Annotated in this window: 14 protein-coding genes; 3 read left to right on the top strand and 11 right to left on the bottom strand. The window is 71.1% G+C overall.

What is annotated here, in order from left to right; genetic code table 11:
• Both ABD120_RS36230 and ABD120_RS36225 read left to right on the top strand, forming a co-directional pair.
• The coding region (locus tag ABD120_RS36230) for an ATP-binding protein (RefSeq protein WP_425564093.1) at positions 1-1,876 on the top strand (1,876 nt) is incomplete at its 5' end.
• A gap of 30 nt (positions 1,877-1,906) precedes the next feature.
• Positions 1,907-3,397, top strand: coding sequence for a DHA2 family efflux MFS transporter permease subunit (locus ABD120_RS36225; RefSeq protein WP_343954886.1), 1,491 nt, complete (start codon positions 1,907-1,909; stop codon positions 3,395-3,397).
• Positions 3,398-3,418: 21 nt separating this feature from the next.
• On the opposite strand, the gene ABD120_RS36220 is transcribed toward ABD120_RS36225, so the two are convergent.
• The 9 genes from ABD120_RS36220 to ABD120_RS36180 all read right to left on the bottom strand — a co-directional run bounded on the left by ABD120_RS36220 (position 3,419) and on the right by ABD120_RS36180 (position 14,086).
• On the bottom strand, positions 3,419-4,636 hold the full coding sequence (locus ABD120_RS36220) for an MFS transporter (RefSeq protein ID WP_343954885.1): 1,218 nt from the start codon (positions 4,634-4,636) through the stop codon (positions 3,419-3,421).
• A gap of 194 nt (positions 4,637-4,830) precedes the next feature.
• A complete protein-coding gene (locus ABD120_RS36215; RefSeq protein WP_343954884.1) occupies positions 4,831-5,661 on the bottom strand; it encodes a serine hydrolase in 831 nt (276 codons plus the stop codon).
• 270 nt (positions 5,662-5,931) lie between these two features.
• A complete protein-coding gene (locus tag ABD120_RS36210; protein WP_343954883.1) occupies positions 5,932-7,047 on the bottom strand; it encodes a DUF418 domain-containing protein in 1,116 nt (371 codons plus the stop codon).
• A 141-nt stretch (positions 7,048-7,188) separates the two neighbouring features.
• Complete coding sequence (locus ABD120_RS36205; protein ID WP_343954882.1) at positions 7,189-8,583, bottom strand: NAD(P)/FAD-dependent oxidoreductase; 1,395 nt, start codon at positions 8,581-8,583, stop codon at positions 7,189-7,191.
• Positions 8,584-8,702: 119 nt separating this feature from the next.
• Positions 8,703-9,479 (bottom strand): ABC transporter permease, encoded by a 777-nt coding sequence (locus tag ABD120_RS36200; protein ID WP_343954881.1) that lies wholly within the window; start codon positions 9,477-9,479, stop codon positions 8,703-8,705.
• Positions 9,476-10,330: an ABC transporter permease gene (locus ABD120_RS36195; RefSeq protein WP_343954880.1), complete on the bottom strand. Its 855-nt coding sequence runs from the start codon at positions 10,328-10,330 to the stop codon at positions 9,476-9,478. The genes ABD120_RS36200 and ABD120_RS36195 overlap by 4 nt, the downstream gene beginning before the upstream one ends.
• Before the next feature lie 3 nt (positions 10,331-10,333).
• Positions 10,334-11,527 carry an ABC transporter substrate-binding protein gene (locus ABD120_RS36190; protein ID WP_343954879.1) on the bottom strand — a complete coding sequence of 398 codons (1,194 nt, stop codon included), beginning with the start codon at positions 11,525-11,527 and terminating at the stop codon, positions 10,334-10,336.
• Between the two features lie 43 nt (positions 11,528-11,570).
• Complete coding sequence (locus tag ABD120_RS36185; protein ID WP_343954878.1) at positions 11,571-12,638, bottom strand: ABC transporter ATP-binding protein; 1,068 nt, start codon at positions 12,636-12,638, stop codon at positions 11,571-11,573.
• A 14-nt stretch (positions 12,639-12,652) separates the two neighbouring features.
• Positions 12,653-14,086 carry a gamma-aminobutyraldehyde dehydrogenase gene (locus tag ABD120_RS36180; protein ID WP_343954877.1) on the bottom strand — a complete coding sequence of 478 codons (1,434 nt, stop codon included), beginning with the start codon at positions 14,084-14,086 and terminating at the stop codon, positions 12,653-12,655.
• Positions 14,087-14,271: 185 nt separating this feature from the next.
• Here ABD120_RS36180 and ABD120_RS36175 point away from each other — a divergent pair, with 185 nt between their 5' ends.
• Positions 14,272-14,769: an Lrp/AsnC family transcriptional regulator gene (locus ABD120_RS36175; RefSeq protein ID WP_343954876.1), complete on the top strand. Its 498-nt coding sequence runs from the start codon at positions 14,272-14,274 to the stop codon at positions 14,767-14,769.
• Positions 14,770-14,911: 142 nt separating this feature from the next.
• Here the strand turns inward: ABD120_RS36175 and ABD120_RS36170 are convergent, their stop codons facing one another.
• Both ABD120_RS36170 and ABD120_RS36165 read right to left on the bottom strand, forming a co-directional pair.
• Complete coding sequence (locus ABD120_RS36170; RefSeq protein ID WP_343954875.1) at positions 14,912-17,647, bottom strand: glycoside hydrolase family 38 N-terminal domain-containing protein; 2,736 nt, start codon at positions 17,645-17,647, stop codon at positions 14,912-14,914.
• Positions 17,634-18,713 (bottom strand): Gfo/Idh/MocA family protein, encoded by a 1,080-nt coding sequence (locus tag ABD120_RS36165; RefSeq protein ID WP_343954894.1) that lies wholly within the window; start codon positions 18,711-18,713, stop codon positions 17,634-17,636. The genes ABD120_RS36170 and ABD120_RS36165 overlap by 14 nt, the downstream gene beginning before the upstream one ends.

Below are 18,713 nucleotides of genomic sequence, written 5' to 3'. Positions count from 1 at the left end.
CCCGGCCGCCGACCTGGCCGACGAGATGCTCGCCGCCTGCCCGGGGCTGCGGGTGCTGACGACCAGCCGCGAGGCGCTCGGCATCACCGGCGAGTCGATCATGCCGGTGGCGCCGCTGCGGCTGCCGCCGCCCGGAGCGCAGGACCCGCTCGACTACCCCGCCGTGCGACTGTTCACCGACCGCGCCGTCGCCGTCCGGCACGACTTCGCGGTCACCCCTGACAACCTCGCCCAGGTCGTCGGCGTCTGCGCCTCTCTGGACGGCCTGCCGCTGGCGATCGAGCTGGCCGCCGCCCGGCTGCGCACGCTGTCGCTGGCCGAGGTCGCCGAACGGCTCGACGACCGGTTCATGCTGCTCAGCCGGGGCAGCCGGACGGCGCTGCCGCGCCACCAGACGCTGCGCGCGGTCGTCGCCTGGAGCTGGGACCTTCTCGACCCGGAGGAGCAGCAGCTCGCGCGCAGGCTGACCGTGTTCGTGGGCGGCGCCCGGGTCGAGGCGGTGCGCCAGGTCTGCGACGCGGGCCCCGACCTGCTGGAATCGCTCGCGGAGAAGTCGCTGATCGAACTGTCCGGCGGCCGCTTCCGCATGCTGGAGACGATCCGCGCCTACGGCGCCGAACGCCTGGCCGAGGCAGGAGAGGTGACGGCGACCCGCGCGGCCCACGCCGGGTACGCACTCGACCTCGCCACGACGGCCGACGCCCACCTGCGTACCCGCGACCAGCTTCCCTGGCTGGCCCGGCTCGACGAGGAGAGCGACGACCTGCACGCCGCGCTGCGCTGGGCGGCCGACACCGGCCGCCTCGACCTCGGCCTGCGGCTGCTGGCGCACCTGGCCTGCTACTGGTGGCTGCGCGGGTACCGCACCATCGGCTCCCACCTGGCCGCCGACCTGCTGGAGCGGGTCGGCGAGGAGATCCCTGACGGGCTGGAGGAGGAGTACGCGCTCTGTCTGCTGACGGCCGGCGCCGAGGGCCGGGGCGGCCCTCGGGTGCAGAAGTGGGCCGTCGAGGTGGCCCTCGCGGTGCGGCAACGGATGCCGTTCCGCCTGGAGTTTCTCACGATGATGCTGGCGCTGTTCACCGGGCCGCCGGACGAGCCGATGGACAGGGAGCCGCTCCTGCTCGTCGCCACGCCGTGGACGCTCGCGCTGAGCCGGTCGGGCGACGGCTTCGCCTGCTACCTCGAAGGCGATCTGCCGGGGGCCAAGGCGGCGTTCTCCGAGTCGCTGGCGGAGTTCCAGGCCATCGGCGAGCGCTGGGGCATGACGCAGGTCCTGTCCGGCCTTCAGGACCTCGCGGTGCAGGAGGGCGACCACGTGACCGCGCTCACCCTCGCCGACCGGGCGCTCGGACTGGCAGAGGAGCTCGGGGCCAGCGCCGACGCGGCGGAGTACCTGTGCCGCAAGGCCGACTGCGTCGTCCACCTGGGCGAACTCGCCGACGCCGAGGCCATCTACCTGCGCGCCGCCGAGCGGGCGCGCCGGGTCGGCTCCCTGGAGATGCAGGCGCGGGCGCACCTCGGGCTGGGCCTGGCCGCCCGGCTGGACGGCCGGCCCGGCGACGCGCGAGCGTACACCGAGCAGGCGCTCGCGGAGGTGCCCGACACCTGGTTCAGCTCCGGCGACATCAAGGTACGCGCCCACGCCGCGCTCGGGTGGCTCGCCCTCGACGCCGGTGAGCTGACCGCCGCGTGGTCGGCCTTCGCCACCGCGATCGAACAGGCGGTCAGCCCGATCTACCTGATCGGGTCGTCGGCTGTCGAAGGACTGGCCGAGACCGCGCGACGCTCCGGAGATCTCGACCTGGCAGCGCGCCTGCCTGCGATGATGCCCGCCGAACTGGCGCACGTGGCACGGTCAGCCGGTCGTCAGTAGCCGGTCAGCACCGGCCCCGAGGCTGGTCCCATGAGATCCCCCTGGGCCGCACTGGCCGTCGCGTGCCTCGCCACGTTGATCCTCGCTCTCGACATGACCGTGCTCCACCTCGCGCTGCCCCGGCTGGTCTCCGATCTCGGCGCGACCTCCACGCAGTTGCTGTGGATCGGCGACATCTACGGCTTCGCGCTCGCCGGCCTGCTCGTCACCATGGGCAACCTCGGTGACCGGATCGGCCGCAAGAAGCTGCTTCTCACCGGTACGGTCGCCTTCAGCGTGGCCTCCGTCGTGACCGCGTACGCGCCCAACCCCGAACTGCTCATCGCCGCCCGCGTCCTGCTGGGCGTCGCCGGGGCGACCATCATGCCCTCGACGCTGTCGATCGTCCGCAACGTCTTCACCGACCCGGTGCAGCGGACCACCGCCATCGGCATCTGGAGCTCGATGACCGCCGTCGGATTCGGGCTCGGCCCGGTCGTCGGCGGCCTCCTGCTCGACCACTTCTGGTGGGGCTCGGTGTTTCTCATCAACCTGCCGATCATGGCGGTGGTGCTGGTCGTCGGCATCATCGTGCTGCCCGAGTCGAGCAACCCGCAGGCGGGCCGGATCGACCTGCTGAGCGTCCTGCTGTCGTTCGCCGGGGTGGTGGCCGTCATCTACGCGGTCAAGGAGCTGGCGGACGGCGGGTTCACCGCCGACGTGACCGTCTCCGGGGTGCTCGGACTGGCCGCGCTGACGTGGTTCGGGATCCGCCAGACCCGGCTGCCCGAGCCGCTGATCGACGTCCGGCTGTTCCGCAAGCGCGCCTTCACCGCCTCCATCGTCACCAACCTGCTGGCCATCTTCACCATGAGTGCCATGTCGCTGATGTTCGCCTGGTACCTGCAGATGGTCGTCGGGTGGTCGCCGCTGCAGGCCGGGATCGCCGGGCTGCCCGGCGGGCTGTCCGGCGCCGTCGGCGGCATGCTGGCCGCCCCGCTCATCCAGGCCGTCGGCCGCAACGGGGTCGTGGCGATCGGGCTCGGGCTGAACGCGTTCTCCTTCATGTGGTACTCGACGCTCGGCACCGAACTGTCCTACGTGTACCTGCTGATCCCGATGGTGATCGGCGGTATCGGCATCGGGCTGACGTTCACCGTGAACAACGACAACGTGCTCGCCACCGCGCCCAGGCACCGGGCGGGCGCCGCCGCCGCGATCTCCGAGACCGCCTTCGAGCTGGGCGCCTCGCTCGGCATCGCCATCCTGGGCACCGTGCTGACCAGCGCCTACCGCAGCAATCTCGCCGTCACCGACCCGGCCGCGCGCGAGTCCATCGCCGACGCGGTCCGGGTGGCGGCCACGCTGCCGGCGGAGGAGGGGGCGCAGCTCGTGCAGGCGGCCCGGGTGGCGTTCGTCGAGGGCATCCAGGTGACCTCGCTGGCCACCGCGGTCATCCTGGCCGCGCTCGCGCTGCTCGCGCTGTTCGGGCTGCGCGGGGTGCCCAAGGTGATCGACACCGACGCGCACGCCCACACGTGAGCGACCCCGGCCCCGCGCCGGTCAGTGCTGGAGGACGGGCGCGGGGGCGGCCGTCCGCTCGGGGAGGGGGCGGAGGCTGCGCAGGCGGGTCAGCACCAGGAGCGCGGCCAGGCCGGTGGTCAGGGGCGGCACCACGAAGGCCAGGGCCGGGCCCAGGTGGTCGACCAGTTGGCCGGCCGCCGAGGAGCCGGTCGCGATACCGAGGCCGATGGCGCCGTTGAGCCAGGTGAAGGACTCGGTGCGGACCTCCGCGTCGACCAGTCCGTCGATGATGGTGTAGCCGGTGATCACCACGGGGGCGATCACCAGGCCGGCCAGGGCGGCGGCGCCGTACAGCAGGCCGATGGAGCCCGCGACGGTGAGCGCGCTGGTCGCGGCGGCCAGCAGGAGCAGTCCGGCCGCCAGGCGGGTGCGGGCGGGCACCCGCCAGCGGACGGCGCCGTACAGCAGGCCGCCGACCACACTGGCGGCCGAGAAGGTGCCGTAGACCGGGCCCGCGAGCGCGGGCGAGCCGAGGGCCGCGGTGAGCGAGGTGATGCCGACCTGGAGGCTGCCGAAGACCGAGCCCATCGCCAGGAACGCCGCGGCCAGCAGCGCTACGCCGCGCCGCCTGAGGACGCCACCGCTCGTCCGGACGCGGACCGGCACCGGCTCGGGGGCGCCCGTCCGGACGGCGGCGAACCCGACGGTGCCCGCGACGATCAGGGTGAGCGCGGCCGTCAGCGCCACGACCGGGGAGAAGGCCGTGGACAGCCAGACGAGCGCGACGGGGGCGAGCGTGAACGTCAGCTCGTCGGTGATCGACTCGACGGCGAAGGCCGTGTCGAGTTTGCCCGAGCCGCCCAGCCGGTGCGCCCAGCGGGCCCGGACCATGGCCCCGACCTGCGGCACCGTGGCTCCGGCGAGGGCCGCGGTGAGCACCAGGTACGGCACCGGGGCCTGCCCGGCGGCCAGGGCGAGCAGGGCGCCGAGCGCGAGTGCGTGCAGCGCCACCTGCGGCAGCAGCACCCTGGCCTGGCCGTACCTGTCGGCCAGGCGGCCGGTCTGCGGGCCGATCAGGGCCTGGGCGACGGCCGAGGCCGCGGCGGCGACGCCGGCCGCGCCGTACGAGCCGGTGGACCACTGCACCAGCAGCAGGACGCCCATCTGCAGCATCGCGTACGGCAGCCGCGCGACGAGCGCGGGGGTGAGGAATCGCCAGGCGCCGGGCGTGGCCAGCACGGCGAGGTAGGACCGCATCGGTGCTCCGTCCAGGTCAGGACGGAACGCCCCCCGGGGAGCACACCGTCGTGGTGGGCTTCGACCGGGGTAGATACCGGGGGCTCCGGCCGCCGAGCGGTCTCTCAGCAGGCTACAACGCACCGCATACCGGAAATATTCGGCAACGCCACCGGGCCGGGCCCCTGCCTGCCGGGGGGATCATATGGTGCGGGTCACGGGGTCGGGGCGGCCGGACAGGCGCGTACGGTGACCTGCCGCAGGTCGCCGAGCCTGCGGCCGACCAGGTCCGACAACCCCTCGATGGCCTGGATGCCGCGCCCTTCGCCGGGCTGGTAGTCGGTCTGGACCGCCAGCAGCAGGTCACGGCCCGGTCCGGTGATCCGGCCGTAGCTGGTGACGGCCCAGGTGTTGTGCATGAACGGGCGCGGGGTCCAGCCGTTCTTCAGCGCCACCCGGTCGCCGGGCCGGGCGGCCGCGCTGACCCCCCACGCCTGGTCGTGCTGGACCCGCCCCATGAGCCCGAGAACCAGTCGCCGCTCGGCAGCGCGCAGGCCGCCGCCGCCCTCGGCCAGCAGGCGCAGCAGCCTGAGACGGTCGGCGGGGCTGGTGTTGGTGCCGCCCCAGAATCGGCTCGGCCCCGGTACGGTCTCCCGCAGCCCGGCCCGCCGGTAGAAGCCGCCCATGCCGTACCCGCCGCCGACCCGCGACCAGAGGGCGTCGGCGGCGGCGTTGTCGCTCTCCCTGATCATCCGGGCGGCCAGGTCGTGTTCGCCGCCGGTGAGCCGGTGGCGGCGCTGCAGGAGCGCGGCCAGGATGTCCACCTTGGAGCCGCTGGCGGTGATCATGCCGCTCTCGTGGGCGTGGTGGCCGAGGCGCAGGCCGGTGGCCAGGTCGTGGGCGCCGAAGACGACGCGTCCCGGCTGCTGGGCGACGTACCGGGCGAGGTCGTGCTGGAGGCGGGTGCGAGCCGCCCGCGACGCCCTTGTGTCTGGATATTTCAGGACGCACGGGGGTGAGGGCGCGTACACAGGCGGCACCGCCACGCCCGCGCGCCCCACCGGAGCAGCGCCCGCCGTAGTGGTCCCCGCAGCACCCCCGGCAGCGGCCCCCACAGTGCTGTCCGCAGCCCTCCCTGCAGCACCCCCCGCAGCGCTCCCTGCGACGCCCTCCGGAGTACCCCTCACGGTGTCCCCCATGGTGCACCCCGCCAGTGGCGTGATGAGGGCCATCAGCCCGCAGACGACCGCCCGCATGTGTCAACCCCCGGATCCGTGATCTCTCGCCCGGGGGTCATCGATCTTCTGCCCCGCCGATCAGCGGGTCACACCCACCGATTTCCGGAACGGCGCCTGATAAGCCCACTGCCATGCCGATTCCACCGGTCCTCGCTCGAACCGCCGCAACCACCACGTGGCCAAGGCGATGAACATCAGGCAGATCCCGGCCCAGGCCACCGGCACCCACCAGGGCCGCAGCCAGTCGAGCCGCTCGGCGAGGCCCAGGCCCCAGCCGTAGCAGAGCACGCCCGCGACCAGGTTCTGGAAGATGTAGCAGGACAGCGCGGTCCTGCCGACGTTCGACAGCCCCCGCCGCACGACGCCGTCGCGCATCCGCAGCACCAGCGAGGTGACGAAGCCGAGCAGGCCGAGCGCGACCAGCGGCGGCAGCAGGTAGCGGTCCACGGCGAACCAGGCCGGGCCCGCGAAGGAGGTCACCAGGTTCAGCGGGGCGGCGACGCCGAGGCCGAGGACGCTCAGCCGCCTGCGCAGCGCGGCGCCCTCCGGCTCGAACACCCCGGCCCGCAGCAGCCGCGAGCCGAGCAGGAACAACACAATGCCCATCGGAACGATGAAGACCAGTTCGATACGGTAGAGGCCGGGGTTCAGGAGCCGGTCGGCGACCATGCCGACCCAGCTCCCGGTGCCCGGCGACCCCGAGGCAGGCTGGGCGGAGACGCTTCCGGTCAGGCCGCCCAGCGTGATCAGCGCGACGAGCAGCAGGTGGATCGTTCCAGCTCCGATCATCCATCCCTTCACCACCCGTTCGCTCCGGCCGATGAGGTAGGCCACCAGCATCGAGGTGATCGCGTAGCCCATCAGCACGTCGAACTCGAAGATCAGGATGTAGTGCAGGGTGCCTTCGACGAACAGCAGTGCCGCGCGCCACAGGTAGCGCCCCGGCCAGCGCAGTCCCTTGCGCACGGCGCTGCGGTACTGGATCTCCAGCCCGACCCCGAACAACAGGGTCAGCAGGCCGAGGAACTTGCCGTTGGTGAGGAAGCGCAGGAAGGTCTCGACCGGCCCCGACGGGGCGGCGAAGCTCAGGAAGTCGGCGGGCCCGCCGGGGGCGGTGAAAATCCAGATGTTGGTGCCGAGGGTGCCCAGGATGGCCACACCGCGCAGCACGTCGAGCGCCTCGATACGTCGCATGGAGTCAAGCGTCCCGCTTGATCGGCGGCATTCTGTCCGGCCGAAGATGGATCTGCGGGTACATCGAAGGATGTAGCCGCCCGCGGCGCGGGCACCCCGCAGCAACAGGTGCCCGCGCCGCAGGCGGCGTTCAGGGGGGAGCTAGGAGTCGAACCCGAGCCCCATCCGGTCCAGCGTGCGCAGCCACAGGTTGCGCCTGCCCTCGTGCTGGTCGGCCTGCGCGATCGACCAGCGGGTGAACTGGATCACCCCGGACCGCACCGGCTCAGGCGGGAACGGTACCGGCTTCTCCTTGACCATGCGCAGTTCGGTCCGCTCGGTGCGCTCACCGGACAGCAGGTCGAGCATGACGTTGGCGCCGAAGCGGGTCGCTCCCACCCCCATGCCCGTGTAGCCGACCGCGTAGGCCAACCGCCCGCCGTGCGCCGTCCCGTAGAAGGCGGAGAACCGGCTGCAGGTGTCGATCACCCCGCCCCACCGGTGGGTGAAGCGCAGCTCGGCGAGCTGCGGGAACGTGCCGTAGAAGTGCTCGGCCAGCTTGACGAAGGTCTGGTCGCGCTGCTCGTACTCCGGCCGGATCCGGCCGCCGTTGTAGTAGACGGCGTCGTAGCCGCCCCACAGGATCCGGTTGTCGTCGGTCAGCCGGTAGTAGTGGAACTGGTTGGCCGAGTCGCCGACCCCCTGCCGGTTGTGCCAGCCGACGGAGGCGAGTTGCTCCGGTGTCATCGGCTCGGTCATGAGCGCGTAGTCGTACACGGGCACCAGGAAGTGCTTGAGCCGCCGCAGCAGCGGCGGGAAGACGCCGGTGCCGAGCGCGACCCTGGGCGCCGTGACCGTGCCGCCCGGCGTGGTCAGGGTGATGAGGCGGCCGTCGTCGCGCATCGAGCGCACCGGGCTGCGCTCGTGGACGCGTACCCCGAGGGCCAGGCACGCCTCGCGCAGCCCGAACGCCAGCCGCGCCGGGTCGAGCATGGCGCAGCCGCTGCGCTCCCAGAGCCCGCCGAGGTACGTCGGCGAGTCCACCTCGGCCCGCACCTGCTGCTGGTCGAGCGGCACGTAGTCGAGTCCGAGGTCGGAGATGAGGTCGAGGTGCTCGGTCAGTTCGTCGAGCTGCCACGGCTCGGTGGCGACGTGGAGTTCGCCGGTGCGCTCGAAGGAGCAGTCGATGCCGTAGCGGGTGAGTGTGCTCTCGATCTCGTCGAGGTTTTCCACCCCGAGGCGTTCGAGCCGCTCGATCTCGTCGGGCCAGCGTTCGATGCCGTTGGTGAGCCCGTGTGTGAGGGTCGCCATGCAGAATCCGCCGTTGCGGCCGGTGGCCGCCCAGCCGATCCGGCGCCCTTCGAGCAGGACGACGTCCAGCGAGGGGTCTCGTTCCTTGGCCATCAGGGCGGTCCAGAGCCCCGAGAAGCCACCGCCGACCACGACCAGGTCGGCGCTCGTGTCGTTTCCGAGCCTCGGTCGCGGCTCGGGTCTGGCCGGGCTGTCCAGCCAGTACGGCTTGCGCTCCGCGTCAGCCAGCGCCTTCAGCGGATCCACAAATCCCACTTCCCTACTCAGTCAGAAAGATTTTGAAATCGCGGGATCTTCCAAGTGATCACGCGCGGGTTCCCCCCGCCACAATCCGATCTCGCCTCCCTGTTCTTTGCCGGGGACCTCTAGGAGCGGCGGCGCCGCGTCGACAGCGCGCTGCCGACCGCGATGAGCACACCGATGCCGAAAATCAGCGTACCCATGACGTTGACCTGCGGCGGAATACCGGTCTTGACCGATCCGACGATCCACAGCGGGAACGTCATGGTCGGCCCGTTGACGAAACTGGTCACGACGTAATCGTCGATCGACAGTGCGAAGGCCAGCATCGCCCCGGCCGCGACCCCTGGCATGATCGCGGGCAGCGTCACCTGGCGGAAGGTGCCCCACGTGCTCGCGCCGAGGTCTCTGGCCGCCTCCTCCAGCGACGGATCGAGGGTGACGACCCGGGCCCGGACGGTCACGGCCACGAACGACAGCGAGAACAGCACGTGCGCGACGATGATGGTGACGCTGTTGCGCGGCACGGTCGCCGAGACGAACAGCGACAGCAGCGAGGCGCCCATCACCAGTTCCGGCGTGGAGATGGCGGCGAACACCAGCAGGTTCGTCACGCCCTTGCCCCGGAAGCGGTGGCGGCCCAGCGCCAGGCCGAGCATCGTGCCGACCACGACGGTGACGACCGTGCTGGCCACCGCGATGACCACGGAGTTGCGCAGCGCGTCGGTGAGGCCGTCGATGGCGAACAGTTCCTGGTACCAGCGCAGCGTGAAGCCCTGCCAGGTGGTGTTGGACTTGCTCTGCTTGTCGTTGAAGCCGAACACGATCATGACCGCGATCGGGAACGCCAGCCAGGCGACGATCACCCAGGTGTAGACGCGGAGCAGCCGGTCGCCCTTCATCGCTTGGCCGCCGCTTCCAGGACGTTCTCGGTGCCGAGGATCCGCGCGTAGCCGAAGATGCCCACCAGCAGCAGCGCCATCAGCGTGAACGACAGCGCCGAGGCGGAGGGGTAGTTCGCCATCTCGAACTCCGTCTGGATGATGTTGCCGATCATGGTGTTGGCCGTCCCGCCGAGGATGCGGGCGTTCACCGGGTCGGCCGTCGCGGGCACGAAGGTCATCAGCACCCCGGCGAAGACGCCGGGCAGCGACAGCGGCAGCACCACGCGGCGGAAGGCCGCCGTCCGTGAGGCGTACAGGTCCTGGGCGGCCTCGATGACCCTCGGGTCCACCCGCTCCAGCGCGACGTAGATCGGCAGGATCATGAAGGGCAGCCAGTTGTAGGTCAGCCCGGCCACGACCGCGAACGTGGTCGCGAGCACGTGGAACCCGGCCGGCAGCAGCCCCCACTCCTTCAGCGGGCCGAACAGGAAGCCGTCGTCGGCCAGCACGAACTGCCACGAGATCGTCCGCAGCACGAACGACACGAAGAACGGCAGCAGCAGCAGGAACAGGAACATCGACTTGCGGGGACCGGCCCGGAAGGCGATGAAGTAGGCCACCGGGTAGCCGATGACGAGCATCGAGAGCGTCGCCAGCCCGCCGTACAGGAACGAACGGGCGAGTTGGGCGCCGAAGCGCTCGACGACCTCGGCGTAGTTGGAGAACGCGAGGGTCTGCGCGAAGCCGTCGATGCTGTTGCCCGTCGTCGTCGACAACGAGGCCATCGCCGCCAGCGGCACCACCAGGAAGACGCCCAGCCAGATCCAGCTCGGCAGTGCGAGCAGGTAGGGGGTGAACCGGCTTCTCATGGTCTAGGCCTGGGTGACCGCGTGGAAAACGCGGTTGAAGACCTGCTCCTGGTTCCGGTCGAGCGGGGTGTAGCCGCGCAACTTGGCGTAGTCGGCCTCCGACGGGAACAGCAGCGGGCTGTCGACCAGCGCCTGCAGCGCCTTCTGGTCCTCCCCCGACAGTCCGGCCGCCTTCTCCTTCAGCAGGTCGCGGACGGCGGGCACCGGCGAGACGTACTGGATGTACTCCTCGACCTCGGCGGCGACCTTCGGGTCGTAGAGGAAGTTCATGAGCGCCAGCGCGTCCACGGGGTTGGCGGCGCCCTTCGGGATGAGCATGTTGTCGGTCCAGATCGTGCCGCCCTCGTCCGGGACCACGAACCGCACCGGCTCGCCCGCGAGCTGCCGCTGGAAGACGTCGCCCGACCAGGCCATCGTCAGCCACACGTCACCCCTGGCGACGGCGTCGATGTAGTCCTGGTCGTAGTACTTGCGCACCTGGCCCGAGTCGCGCTGCTTCTTCAGCAGCTCACCGGCCTTGTCCCAGTCGGCCTGCGTCGACTTCTCCGGGTCGACGCCCATGGAGAACATCGCGAAGTTGGCGATCTCCTGGGCGTCGCGCATCATGCCGACCCGGCCCTTGTACTTCGGGTCGAACAGCGCCTTGATGCTGGTGATGTCGTCCTTGACGTACTTGGTGTTGTAGGCGATGCCGGTGATGCCCGAGGTGTAGGGCACCGTGTAGGTGTTGCCCGGATCGTAACCGCGCTGCTGGTACTTCGCGCCCGCGTTGGCGGCGAAGTTCGGCAGCTGGGAGTGGTCGAGCGGCACGCAGTAGCCGAGCTCGATCATGTGCGCGAGCTGGATGCCGTTGGTCATGACGACGATGTCGTAGCCGAGTGGCTGGCCGGCGCGCAGCACCGGCTCCGACTTGCCGTAGAAGGAGGCGTTCTCGTCGATGACCTCCTTGTACTCGAAGGAGGTGCCGGTCGCCTGCTGGAAGTCCTTCAGCGGCTTGCGGTCCTCCGGCATGTACTCGGGCCAGTTGGCGAAGACGAGCTTGCCGTTCTTCTTCTGCTTGGCCCAGAAGTCCTTCATGGCGTCCGGTTTCGGCGGCACCACCTTCTGCCCCTGTACGCCGCAGGCGGCGAGGGCGAGGGCGGCGGCGGACAGTCCGGCGATCCGGAAGGCGTCGCGGCGGGTGCGTGGCCGGGACATCCCTCGCAGGAGGGCGTGGGGGTTCACGGGGTCCATGGGCGGTTCAACTTCCAATCACATATGAGTGCTGTGGCTGCCACGACAGCCACACCGAGTCACCCCGCTCGGCAGTGGTCGTGGAGTCCTGGGCGTTCTGCTGGAACACCGTGACCTCGGCCCCGTCAGCGAGACTCACGGCGTAGCTGTTGTAAGTGCCCAGGTAGACGACCTCGCCGACGGTGCCGGGCACCGCGCTGACACCGTTCGCGGGCTCTTCCGTCGAGATGACGATCTTCTCGGGCCGTACGGTCACCGAGACCGCTCCGGCGCCTCCCGGCACCAGCACCCGTCCGCCGCCCACCGCCAGCACGCCGTCCGAGCAGTCGCCGGACAGCAGGTTGGAGGTGCCGATGAACCCGGCGACGAACTCGCTCGCCGGCTTCTCGTAGATCTCTCTGGGCCCGGCCAGTTGCTCGACCACGCCCTCGTTCATGACCGCGATGCGATCGCTCATGGTGAGCGCCTCGCTCTGGTCGTGGGTGACGTACACGAACGTGATGCCGACCTCGCGCTGGATACGCTTGAGCTCGATCTGCATCGCCTGGCGCAGCTTCAGGTCGAGTGCGCCGAGCGGCTCGTCGAGAAGGAGCGCGCGCGGCCGGTTGACCAGCGCGCGGGCCAGGGCGACCCGCTGCTGCTGACCGCCGGACAGCTCGCGCGGGCGCCGCTTCTCGCGGCCCTTCAGGTCGACGATCTCCAGCATCTCGCCGACGCGGCGGGCGATCTCGGCCTGCTCGACCTTGCGCTGCTTGAGGCCGAAGGCCACGTTGTCCCACACGCTCATGTGCGGGAACAGCGCGTACGACTGGAAGACCATGTTGACGTCGCGCAGGTTCGGCGGGACGTCCGTGACGTCCTTGCCGTGCAGCCGCACGACGCCGCGCGTCGGCTCCTCGAATCCGGCGACCATGCGCATCGTCGTGGTCTTGCCGCACCCGGAGGGGCCGAGGAGGGAGAAGAACTCCCCCTCCTCGATGCCCAGGCTGACGCCCTTCACCGCTTGGACGACCTCGCCGTGCGAGAGGTACTCCTTGACGACGTCCTCGAGTTCTATCGCCTTCAGCTCGGTCATCTTTCTTCGCCCTGTTACTCGCCGATGTAGTGCATGACGTGCTTGACGCGGGTGTAGTCGTGCAGGCCGAAGACCGACAGGTCCTTGCCGTACCCGGAGTGCTTGAAGCCGCCGTGCGGCATCTCGCTCACGAACGGGATGTGGGTGTTGACCCACACGACGCCGAAGTCGAGCCGGTTGGACATCCGCATCGCCCGGCCGTGGTCGGAGGTCCACACCGAGCTGCTGAGGCCGTACTTCACGTCGTTGGCCTTGGCCAGCGCGTCGGCCTCGTCGGTGAAGGTCTGGACGGTGATGACGGGGCCGAAGACCTCGTTCTGCACCATCTCGTCGTCCTGCCGGAGGCCGTCGACGACGGTGGGGGCGAAGAAGTAGCCCTGGTCGCCGACGCGCTTGCCGCCGGTCAGCACCGTCGCGTGCGCCGGGACGCGGTCGATGAAGCCCTGGACCCTGGCGAGCTGGTTCTCGTTGTTGAGCGGGCCGTACAGGGCGTCCTCGTTGTCGAGGGCGCCGGTGACGGTCGCCTCGGCGGCCTCGGCGAGCGCGGCCACGAACTCGGCGTGTACGCTCTCGTGCACCAGGACGCGGCAGGCGGCGGTGCAGTCCTGCCCGGCGTTGTACAGTCCGGCGCCCGCGATGCTCTCGGCGGCCGCTTTGAGGTCCTTGACGTCGTCGAAGACGACGACCGGCGCCTTGCCGCCGAGCTCCAGGTGGACACGCTTGAGGTCGTCGGCGGCCGACTTGGCCACCGACATGCCCGCGCCGACCGAGCCGGTGATCGCCACCATCGCGGCGGTCGGATGGCCGACGACGAGAGCTCCGGTCTCGCGGTCGCCGGTGACGACGTTGAAGACGCCGGGCGGCAGGACCGTTCCGAGGATCTCGGCGAGCTTGACCGTGGAGACCGGCGTCGTGTCCGACGGCTTCAGGACGATCGTGTTGCCCGCCGCGAGCGCCGGGGCGATCTTCCACACGGCCATCATCATCGGGTAGTTCCACGGCGTGACCTGGCCGATCACGCCGACCGGCTCGTGCCGGACGACACTGGTGTGCTCAGCCAGGAACTCTCCGGCGGTCGGCCCCTCCAGGGTGCGCGCCGCGCCCGCGAAGAAGCGGAAGTGGTCGGCGGCGACCGGGGTCTCGTCCTCGGCCATGCGGGCGCGGGGCTTTCCGGTGTTGAGGCACTCAGCCTCGTTGATCTCATCGGCGCGGGCCTCGATCGCGTCGGCGATCTTCAGTAGGAACCCGGCCCGCTCGCCCGGAGTGGTGCGCCCCCATGACTCGAAGGCTTCGGCCGCGGCGGCGTAGGCGGCGTCCACGTCCTCTTGACCGGAGACGGGCGCCTGCAGATAGGGCTCGCCGGTGCAAGGATCGATGACGTCGGAGAATCGGCCGCTCTTGGCGTCCACGAACTCACCGTTGATGAAGTTCTGCAGACGGGTGGTCACGGTATGACCTCCTGGTGAAGATGGCTGAGATGCCGCGACTCTGACAGAGCACAAGCATCCGGACAAGGGATTTCGTTGTTAAACATCGTAATCGTTACGATTTCGCTTGACACGGGTCCCAGAACTGACACCATGTCGCAGCAGGACGGACGTAACGTCGGACCGGCAGGAGAGGATCCCTCACCATGACGACCCCGCCCCGTGTACGCCGCTCCGGCGAAGCCTCCTCCCCCGGGCACGTCGTGCTCGACGATCTGTCCAAGCAGATCATCGAGCAGCTGCAGAACGACGGGCGCATGCCGTACGCGTCGATCGGCAAGGCCGTGGGCCTGTCCGAGGCCGCGGTGCGGCAGCGCGTGCAGCGGCTGCAGGAGGCGGGGGTGATGCAGATCGTGGCGGTGACCGATCCGCTCACACTGGGCTTCCCCCGGCAGGCGATGATCGGTGTCAACTGCGAGGGCGACCTGGAGATGGTGGCCGACGAGCTCGCCTCGATCGACGAGATCGACTACGTGGTGCTGACGGCGGGCTCCTTCGACGTGATCGTCGAGGTGGTCTGCGAGGGCGACTCGCATCTGCTGGAGATCCTCAGCAAGATCCGCGCGATTCCGGCGGTGCGTGCCACCGAGTCCTTCGTCTATCTGAAGCTCCGCAAGCAAACCTACTCCTGGGGCACCCGCTGACCACTCCTGCTGACTACTCAGGGTGGCCGACAGGTCGTGCCCCGGGCCAGGACCGTGCCCGGCGGGTCGGCGGGCGGCGGCGCCGTGCGGCCGCCCAGCCGGTCGTCGGCGGGCGGCGCCATGAGGCCGCCCGCCGTCCGGATCAGCGGAACTGGAGGGTGGCGATCTCCCACGGGCGCAGCGGCACGGTGAAGGTGCCGTCCGCCACGGGGAGCTCGGCCCCCGGAGCGCCGCGCAGGTCGGCCCTGCGGGCCTGCGTCAGCGCGCCCGTCACGACGGCGGTCGTCGGCGCGTCGGAGTAGGCCACCACGCGCAGTTCCTTCCAGCCGTCGCGCTGCCGCAGCGAGGTCATCACGACGCCCTCGCCCGTGACGGACAGGCCCGCCTGCGGCTCGGGCTGCACGGCGGACTCGCCGCCGGCGCCCGGCCGGACCAGGAAGTCGTGGCGGAACAGCTCGGCCGCCTCCTGGACCGGCCCCCACCCTCCCGAGTACGGCATCAGCGCCAGCGACACCGACCGCAGCCCGCGCGACTGGGCCGCCGGGGTGGGGATCTGCGGCCCGGCGGGCTCCGGCCGCATGCCGTTGCGGTTGCGCGACAGGTAGCCGACCGAGCGCAGCAGCGTCAGCGCCAGCTCCTGCCCCGTGGCGCCCTCAGTGTCCCCCTCGGCGACCTCGTACTCGGTGACGTGCTCCAGCAGGGCCGCCACCCCGCCGGCCGCCACCCACGAGGAGGCGGGGAAGGTGGGCAGCGGGATCTCGCCACAGCCGCCCTCCGAGGTGAGCGGGCGCTCGACCACCGCGAACTGCCCTTCGGCGTGCGACGAGGTCGCCCGCTCGGGCAGCGGCACGTGCAGCCGGACCCGGTGGTCGGCCGCCTGGTTGTCGAACTCGACGCGCAGGCGCACGAACGGCTCACCCACCCGCAACTCGACCCGCGTCTCGACGACCACGGGCACGGTCTGCCCGTCGCGCGTGGGGTCGGGGGCGTCGACGGAGGGCACGCGGGCGTGGTCGGGCCCGATGAACGGCTCGCGCCCGCTCGCCGGCCACTCGTAGGTGCTGCGGATGTGCGTCGCGGCGATGAGCGGACCCGTGTGCCAGGTTTCGATCTCGACGCTGACCGGGGTGTCCACCAGCCGGTCCTCGGCCGGGGGCGCGTAGTTGTAGGTGTCACCCGCGTCGCCGCCGTCCACGATGCGGCCGGCGCCGGTGACGACGGTCCCGTCCTGGCCGGTGAGCGTGAGCGTGCCGTCGTCCGCGACCTCGACCCGCAGCAGCCCGTTGTCGAGCACCCGGCCGTCGAGACTGGAGCGGGCCAGGTTCGGCGTGGTGAGCGGGGTCGAGCGCCACTCGGCGGAGCGCAGGCTGGTGTGGCCGAGGGCGGGGACCTCGACGTAGGCGGCGACCGTACGGCGGGACTCCGAGGCGATGCGCACCCGGGTGACGCCGTCGAGCGCGGCGCGGATCTCGTCCACGTCGATGACGGCCGTGGAGGTGCGGGCCACGGTGAAGACCAGCGCGTCGCCGTCGATCTCCCAGCCGGTGATCTGCTGGCCGTACAGCTCGGGGCCGTGGATGAACGACAGCGCGAGCGCCGGGTCCATCTCCGCGTCGAGCAGCAGCGTGGGGGCGTACTCCAGGGGCTGCATCGGCACCCGCTCGCCCGCCGGGTCGGACAGCAGGTCCATCCCGGCGACCTGGAACACCACGACGCCGCGTCGTACGGCGGGGGTGGGGTTGACGATGAGCACGCCGTCGGAGGGCACCTCCGCGGCCAGCCGGGAGGCGACCATGTCCCGTACGGCCTGGCCGAGGTGCTCGGCCTCGGCGATGCGGGCCGCGACCTGCTGGGCGGTCTCGTCGACGCCGCAGCCGGTGACCGAGTCGTGCCCGCTGGCGTCGATGAGCCGCCACCAGGCCATGTCGAGGAAGCGGCCGGGCCAGGTGCCGCCCCACAGGGCGGCGAGAGGTTCGGCGTACCGCTCGACCATCTGCTCGGCGCGGCCCATGGCCTGCTTGACGTGGGCGCGTACGGAGATGACGCCGGGCAGGATGTTGGCACGGGCGTGCGAGCGTAGTTCGCCCTCGACGCGTGCCAATTCCGAGACGTCGGGGTCGAAGCCGCCGATGTAGCCGGACAGGGTGTCCATGCGGGCCGACATCTCCCGCACCAGTCCGGGCAGCCCGGCGACGGGGGCGGAGTGGTCGGTGCCGTACATCGCCAGCAGCGAGCCCTCCGGCCCGCGCCAGGGCCGCATCCGGGCGACGAAGGCGGCCGCCCGCTCCGTCGGCGTCCCGGCGCCGTGGATGAGGTCCACCCCGTTGCCGTAGCCCCCGGCGGGGAGGTACTGGGTGCGGATCGCGGTCCCGTCCGGGGCGACCCACGCGAAGGAGTCGCCGACCACCGACGACGGCACGCCCCGGTAGACGCACGCGTACGGCAGCCCGGCCAGCCGCAGGATCTGCGGCATCTGCGCGGTGTGGCCGAACATGTCCGGCAGGTAGCCGACGTTCATGGCGCCGCCGAGCTTCTCCGAGCGGGCCAGCCCGAGCTCCAGGTTGCGGACGATGTTCTCGCCCGAGCACAGGAACTCGTCCAGCAGGATCTGCCACGGCCCGACGGCCAGCCGTCCGGACCGCACCAGCGCCGCCACCCGCTCGCGGTTCTCCGGGCGGACTTCCAGGTAGTCGTCCACGCAGGCGAGTTGCCCGTCGAGCGTGAAGTGGTAGGACGGCTCGCGCTCCATGGTCTCGACCACTTCGTCGAGCAGCGCGACCAGCCGCAGCCGGAACCGCTGGAACGGCTCATACCACTCCCGGTCCCAGTGCGTGTGAGGAACGACGACGATCTCCCCGGAAACGCTACCTTCGGTCACGGGCTTCTCCCCCCAGGTCCAGATCATGCTGTACGGCGAAGCGCGCCGCGATCCGCTGCGCGGTGACGATGTCGGCCAGCGCCCCCGCCCTGCCGGTGAGCGGTTCCACCCCGTCGGCGACGAAGGCGTGGAAGGCCAGCAACTGCGACTCGAACGCCTCGGTCACGTCGCGGTACTCGGTGCGGGACTCCGCCCCGGAGACCACGGTCAGCACCGTGGGCGCGTTCATCAGGTAGGGCGCGGGGAAGACCAGCTCCAGTGTCCCCCGGTCGTGGTGCACGGCGACGGTCTCCCGGTAGGCGGGGTAGTCCTCCAGGTAGTGCCAGCGGACGGAGTAGCGCCCGGAGACCGGCAGCGGCCCGGAGACCTCGATCGAGCCCGGCGAGCCGCCCCACGTCTCGACGTGGTCCACGGCGGCGGGCGAGCCGGTGAAGCGGCGCAGCAGCGACAGGTCGTGGCAGATCGAGCCCAGCGCCACGGCGTACACCGAGCGCAGCGCGGGCGCCGCGCCCTCGCCCAGTGCCCGGTCCACGATCGCGGCCTCGGCCGCCCGCAGCGGGGCCGCGTCCACGTCGCGCGCCTGGGCCAGGTTCGCGAACGCGAGCTGCGACTCGCCGCTCGGGTGCAGCACGGTCACCTCGACCGACCGGATCGCCGCCGCCCCGCCCAGCCCGGCCAGGATCTCCTCCGCGCGCCGCACCGCCGGGTCGTACTGCTTCATGTAGCCGACCATCAGCCTGCCCTCCGGCAGCGCGGCGACCTCGGCCTCGGTGAGCGCCAGCGGCTTCTCGCACAGGACGGCGTACCCCGCCGCGAGCGCCTGCCGCACCGGTTCGCCGTGGGAGCCGGAGGACAGCAGGAGCACCGCGTCGAAGCCGCCCTCGGCCAGCATGTCCGCCAGCGACAGGAACCGGCGGGCGACGCCGAGCCGGTCGCCGACGGCGTCGGCCAGGGTGCGCGACAGGTCGCACACGGCGGTGACCTCGAACAGTTCGCGCCGCCGCGACAACAACGGCACGTAGACGGCCTGGGTGACGGCTCCGCAGCCGACGAGCGCCAGCCTCAT

Origin of the sequence: Nonomuraea longicatena, assembly GCF_039525605.1 — a bacterium.
Taxonomy (GTDB): Bacteria; Actinomycetota; Actinomycetes; order Streptosporangiales; family Streptosporangiaceae; genus Nonomuraea; species Nonomuraea longicatena.
The sequence above is the reverse complement of the archived record's forward strand: the minus strand, read 5'-3'. Positions and strand labels throughout refer to the sequence as shown.

What these genes read in the sequence shown, in the direction of transcription:
- ABD120_RS36185 (WP_343954878.1), bottom strand. Translation starts at nt 12,638, where the DNA reads ATGACCGAGCTGAAGGCGATAGAACTCGAGGACGTCGTCAAGGAGTAC.
- ABD120_RS36165 (WP_343954894.1), bottom strand. Translation starts at nt 18,713, where the DNA reads ATGAGGCTGGCGCTCGTCGGCTGCGGAGCCGTCACCCAGGCCGTCTAC.
- ABD120_RS36220 (WP_343954885.1), bottom strand. Translation starts at nt 4,636, where the DNA reads ATGCGGTCCTACCTCGCCGTGCTGGCCACGCCCGGCGCCTGGCGATTC.
- ABD120_RS36210 (WP_343954883.1), bottom strand. Translation starts at nt 7,047, where the DNA reads ATGCGACGTATCGAGGCGCTCGACGTGCTGCGCGGTGTGGCCATCCTG.
- ABD120_RS36200 (WP_343954881.1), bottom strand. Translation starts at nt 9,479, where the DNA reads ATGAAGGGCGACCGGCTGCTCCGCGTCTACACCTGGGTGATCGTCGCC.
- ABD120_RS36190 (WP_343954879.1), bottom strand. Translation starts at nt 11,527, where the DNA reads ATGTCCCGGCCACGCACCCGCCGCGACGCCTTCCGGATCGCCGGACTG.
- ABD120_RS36175 (WP_343954876.1), top strand. Translation starts at nt 14,272, where the DNA reads ATGACGACCCCGCCCCGTGTACGCCGCTCCGGCGAAGCCTCCTCCCCC.
- ABD120_RS36225 (WP_343954886.1), top strand. Translation starts at nt 1,907, where the DNA reads ATGAGATCCCCCTGGGCCGCACTGGCCGTCGCGTGCCTCGCCACGTTG.
- ABD120_RS36195 (WP_343954880.1), bottom strand. Translation starts at nt 10,330, where the DNA reads ATGAGAAGCCGGTTCACCCCCTACCTGCTCGCACTGCCGAGCTGGATC.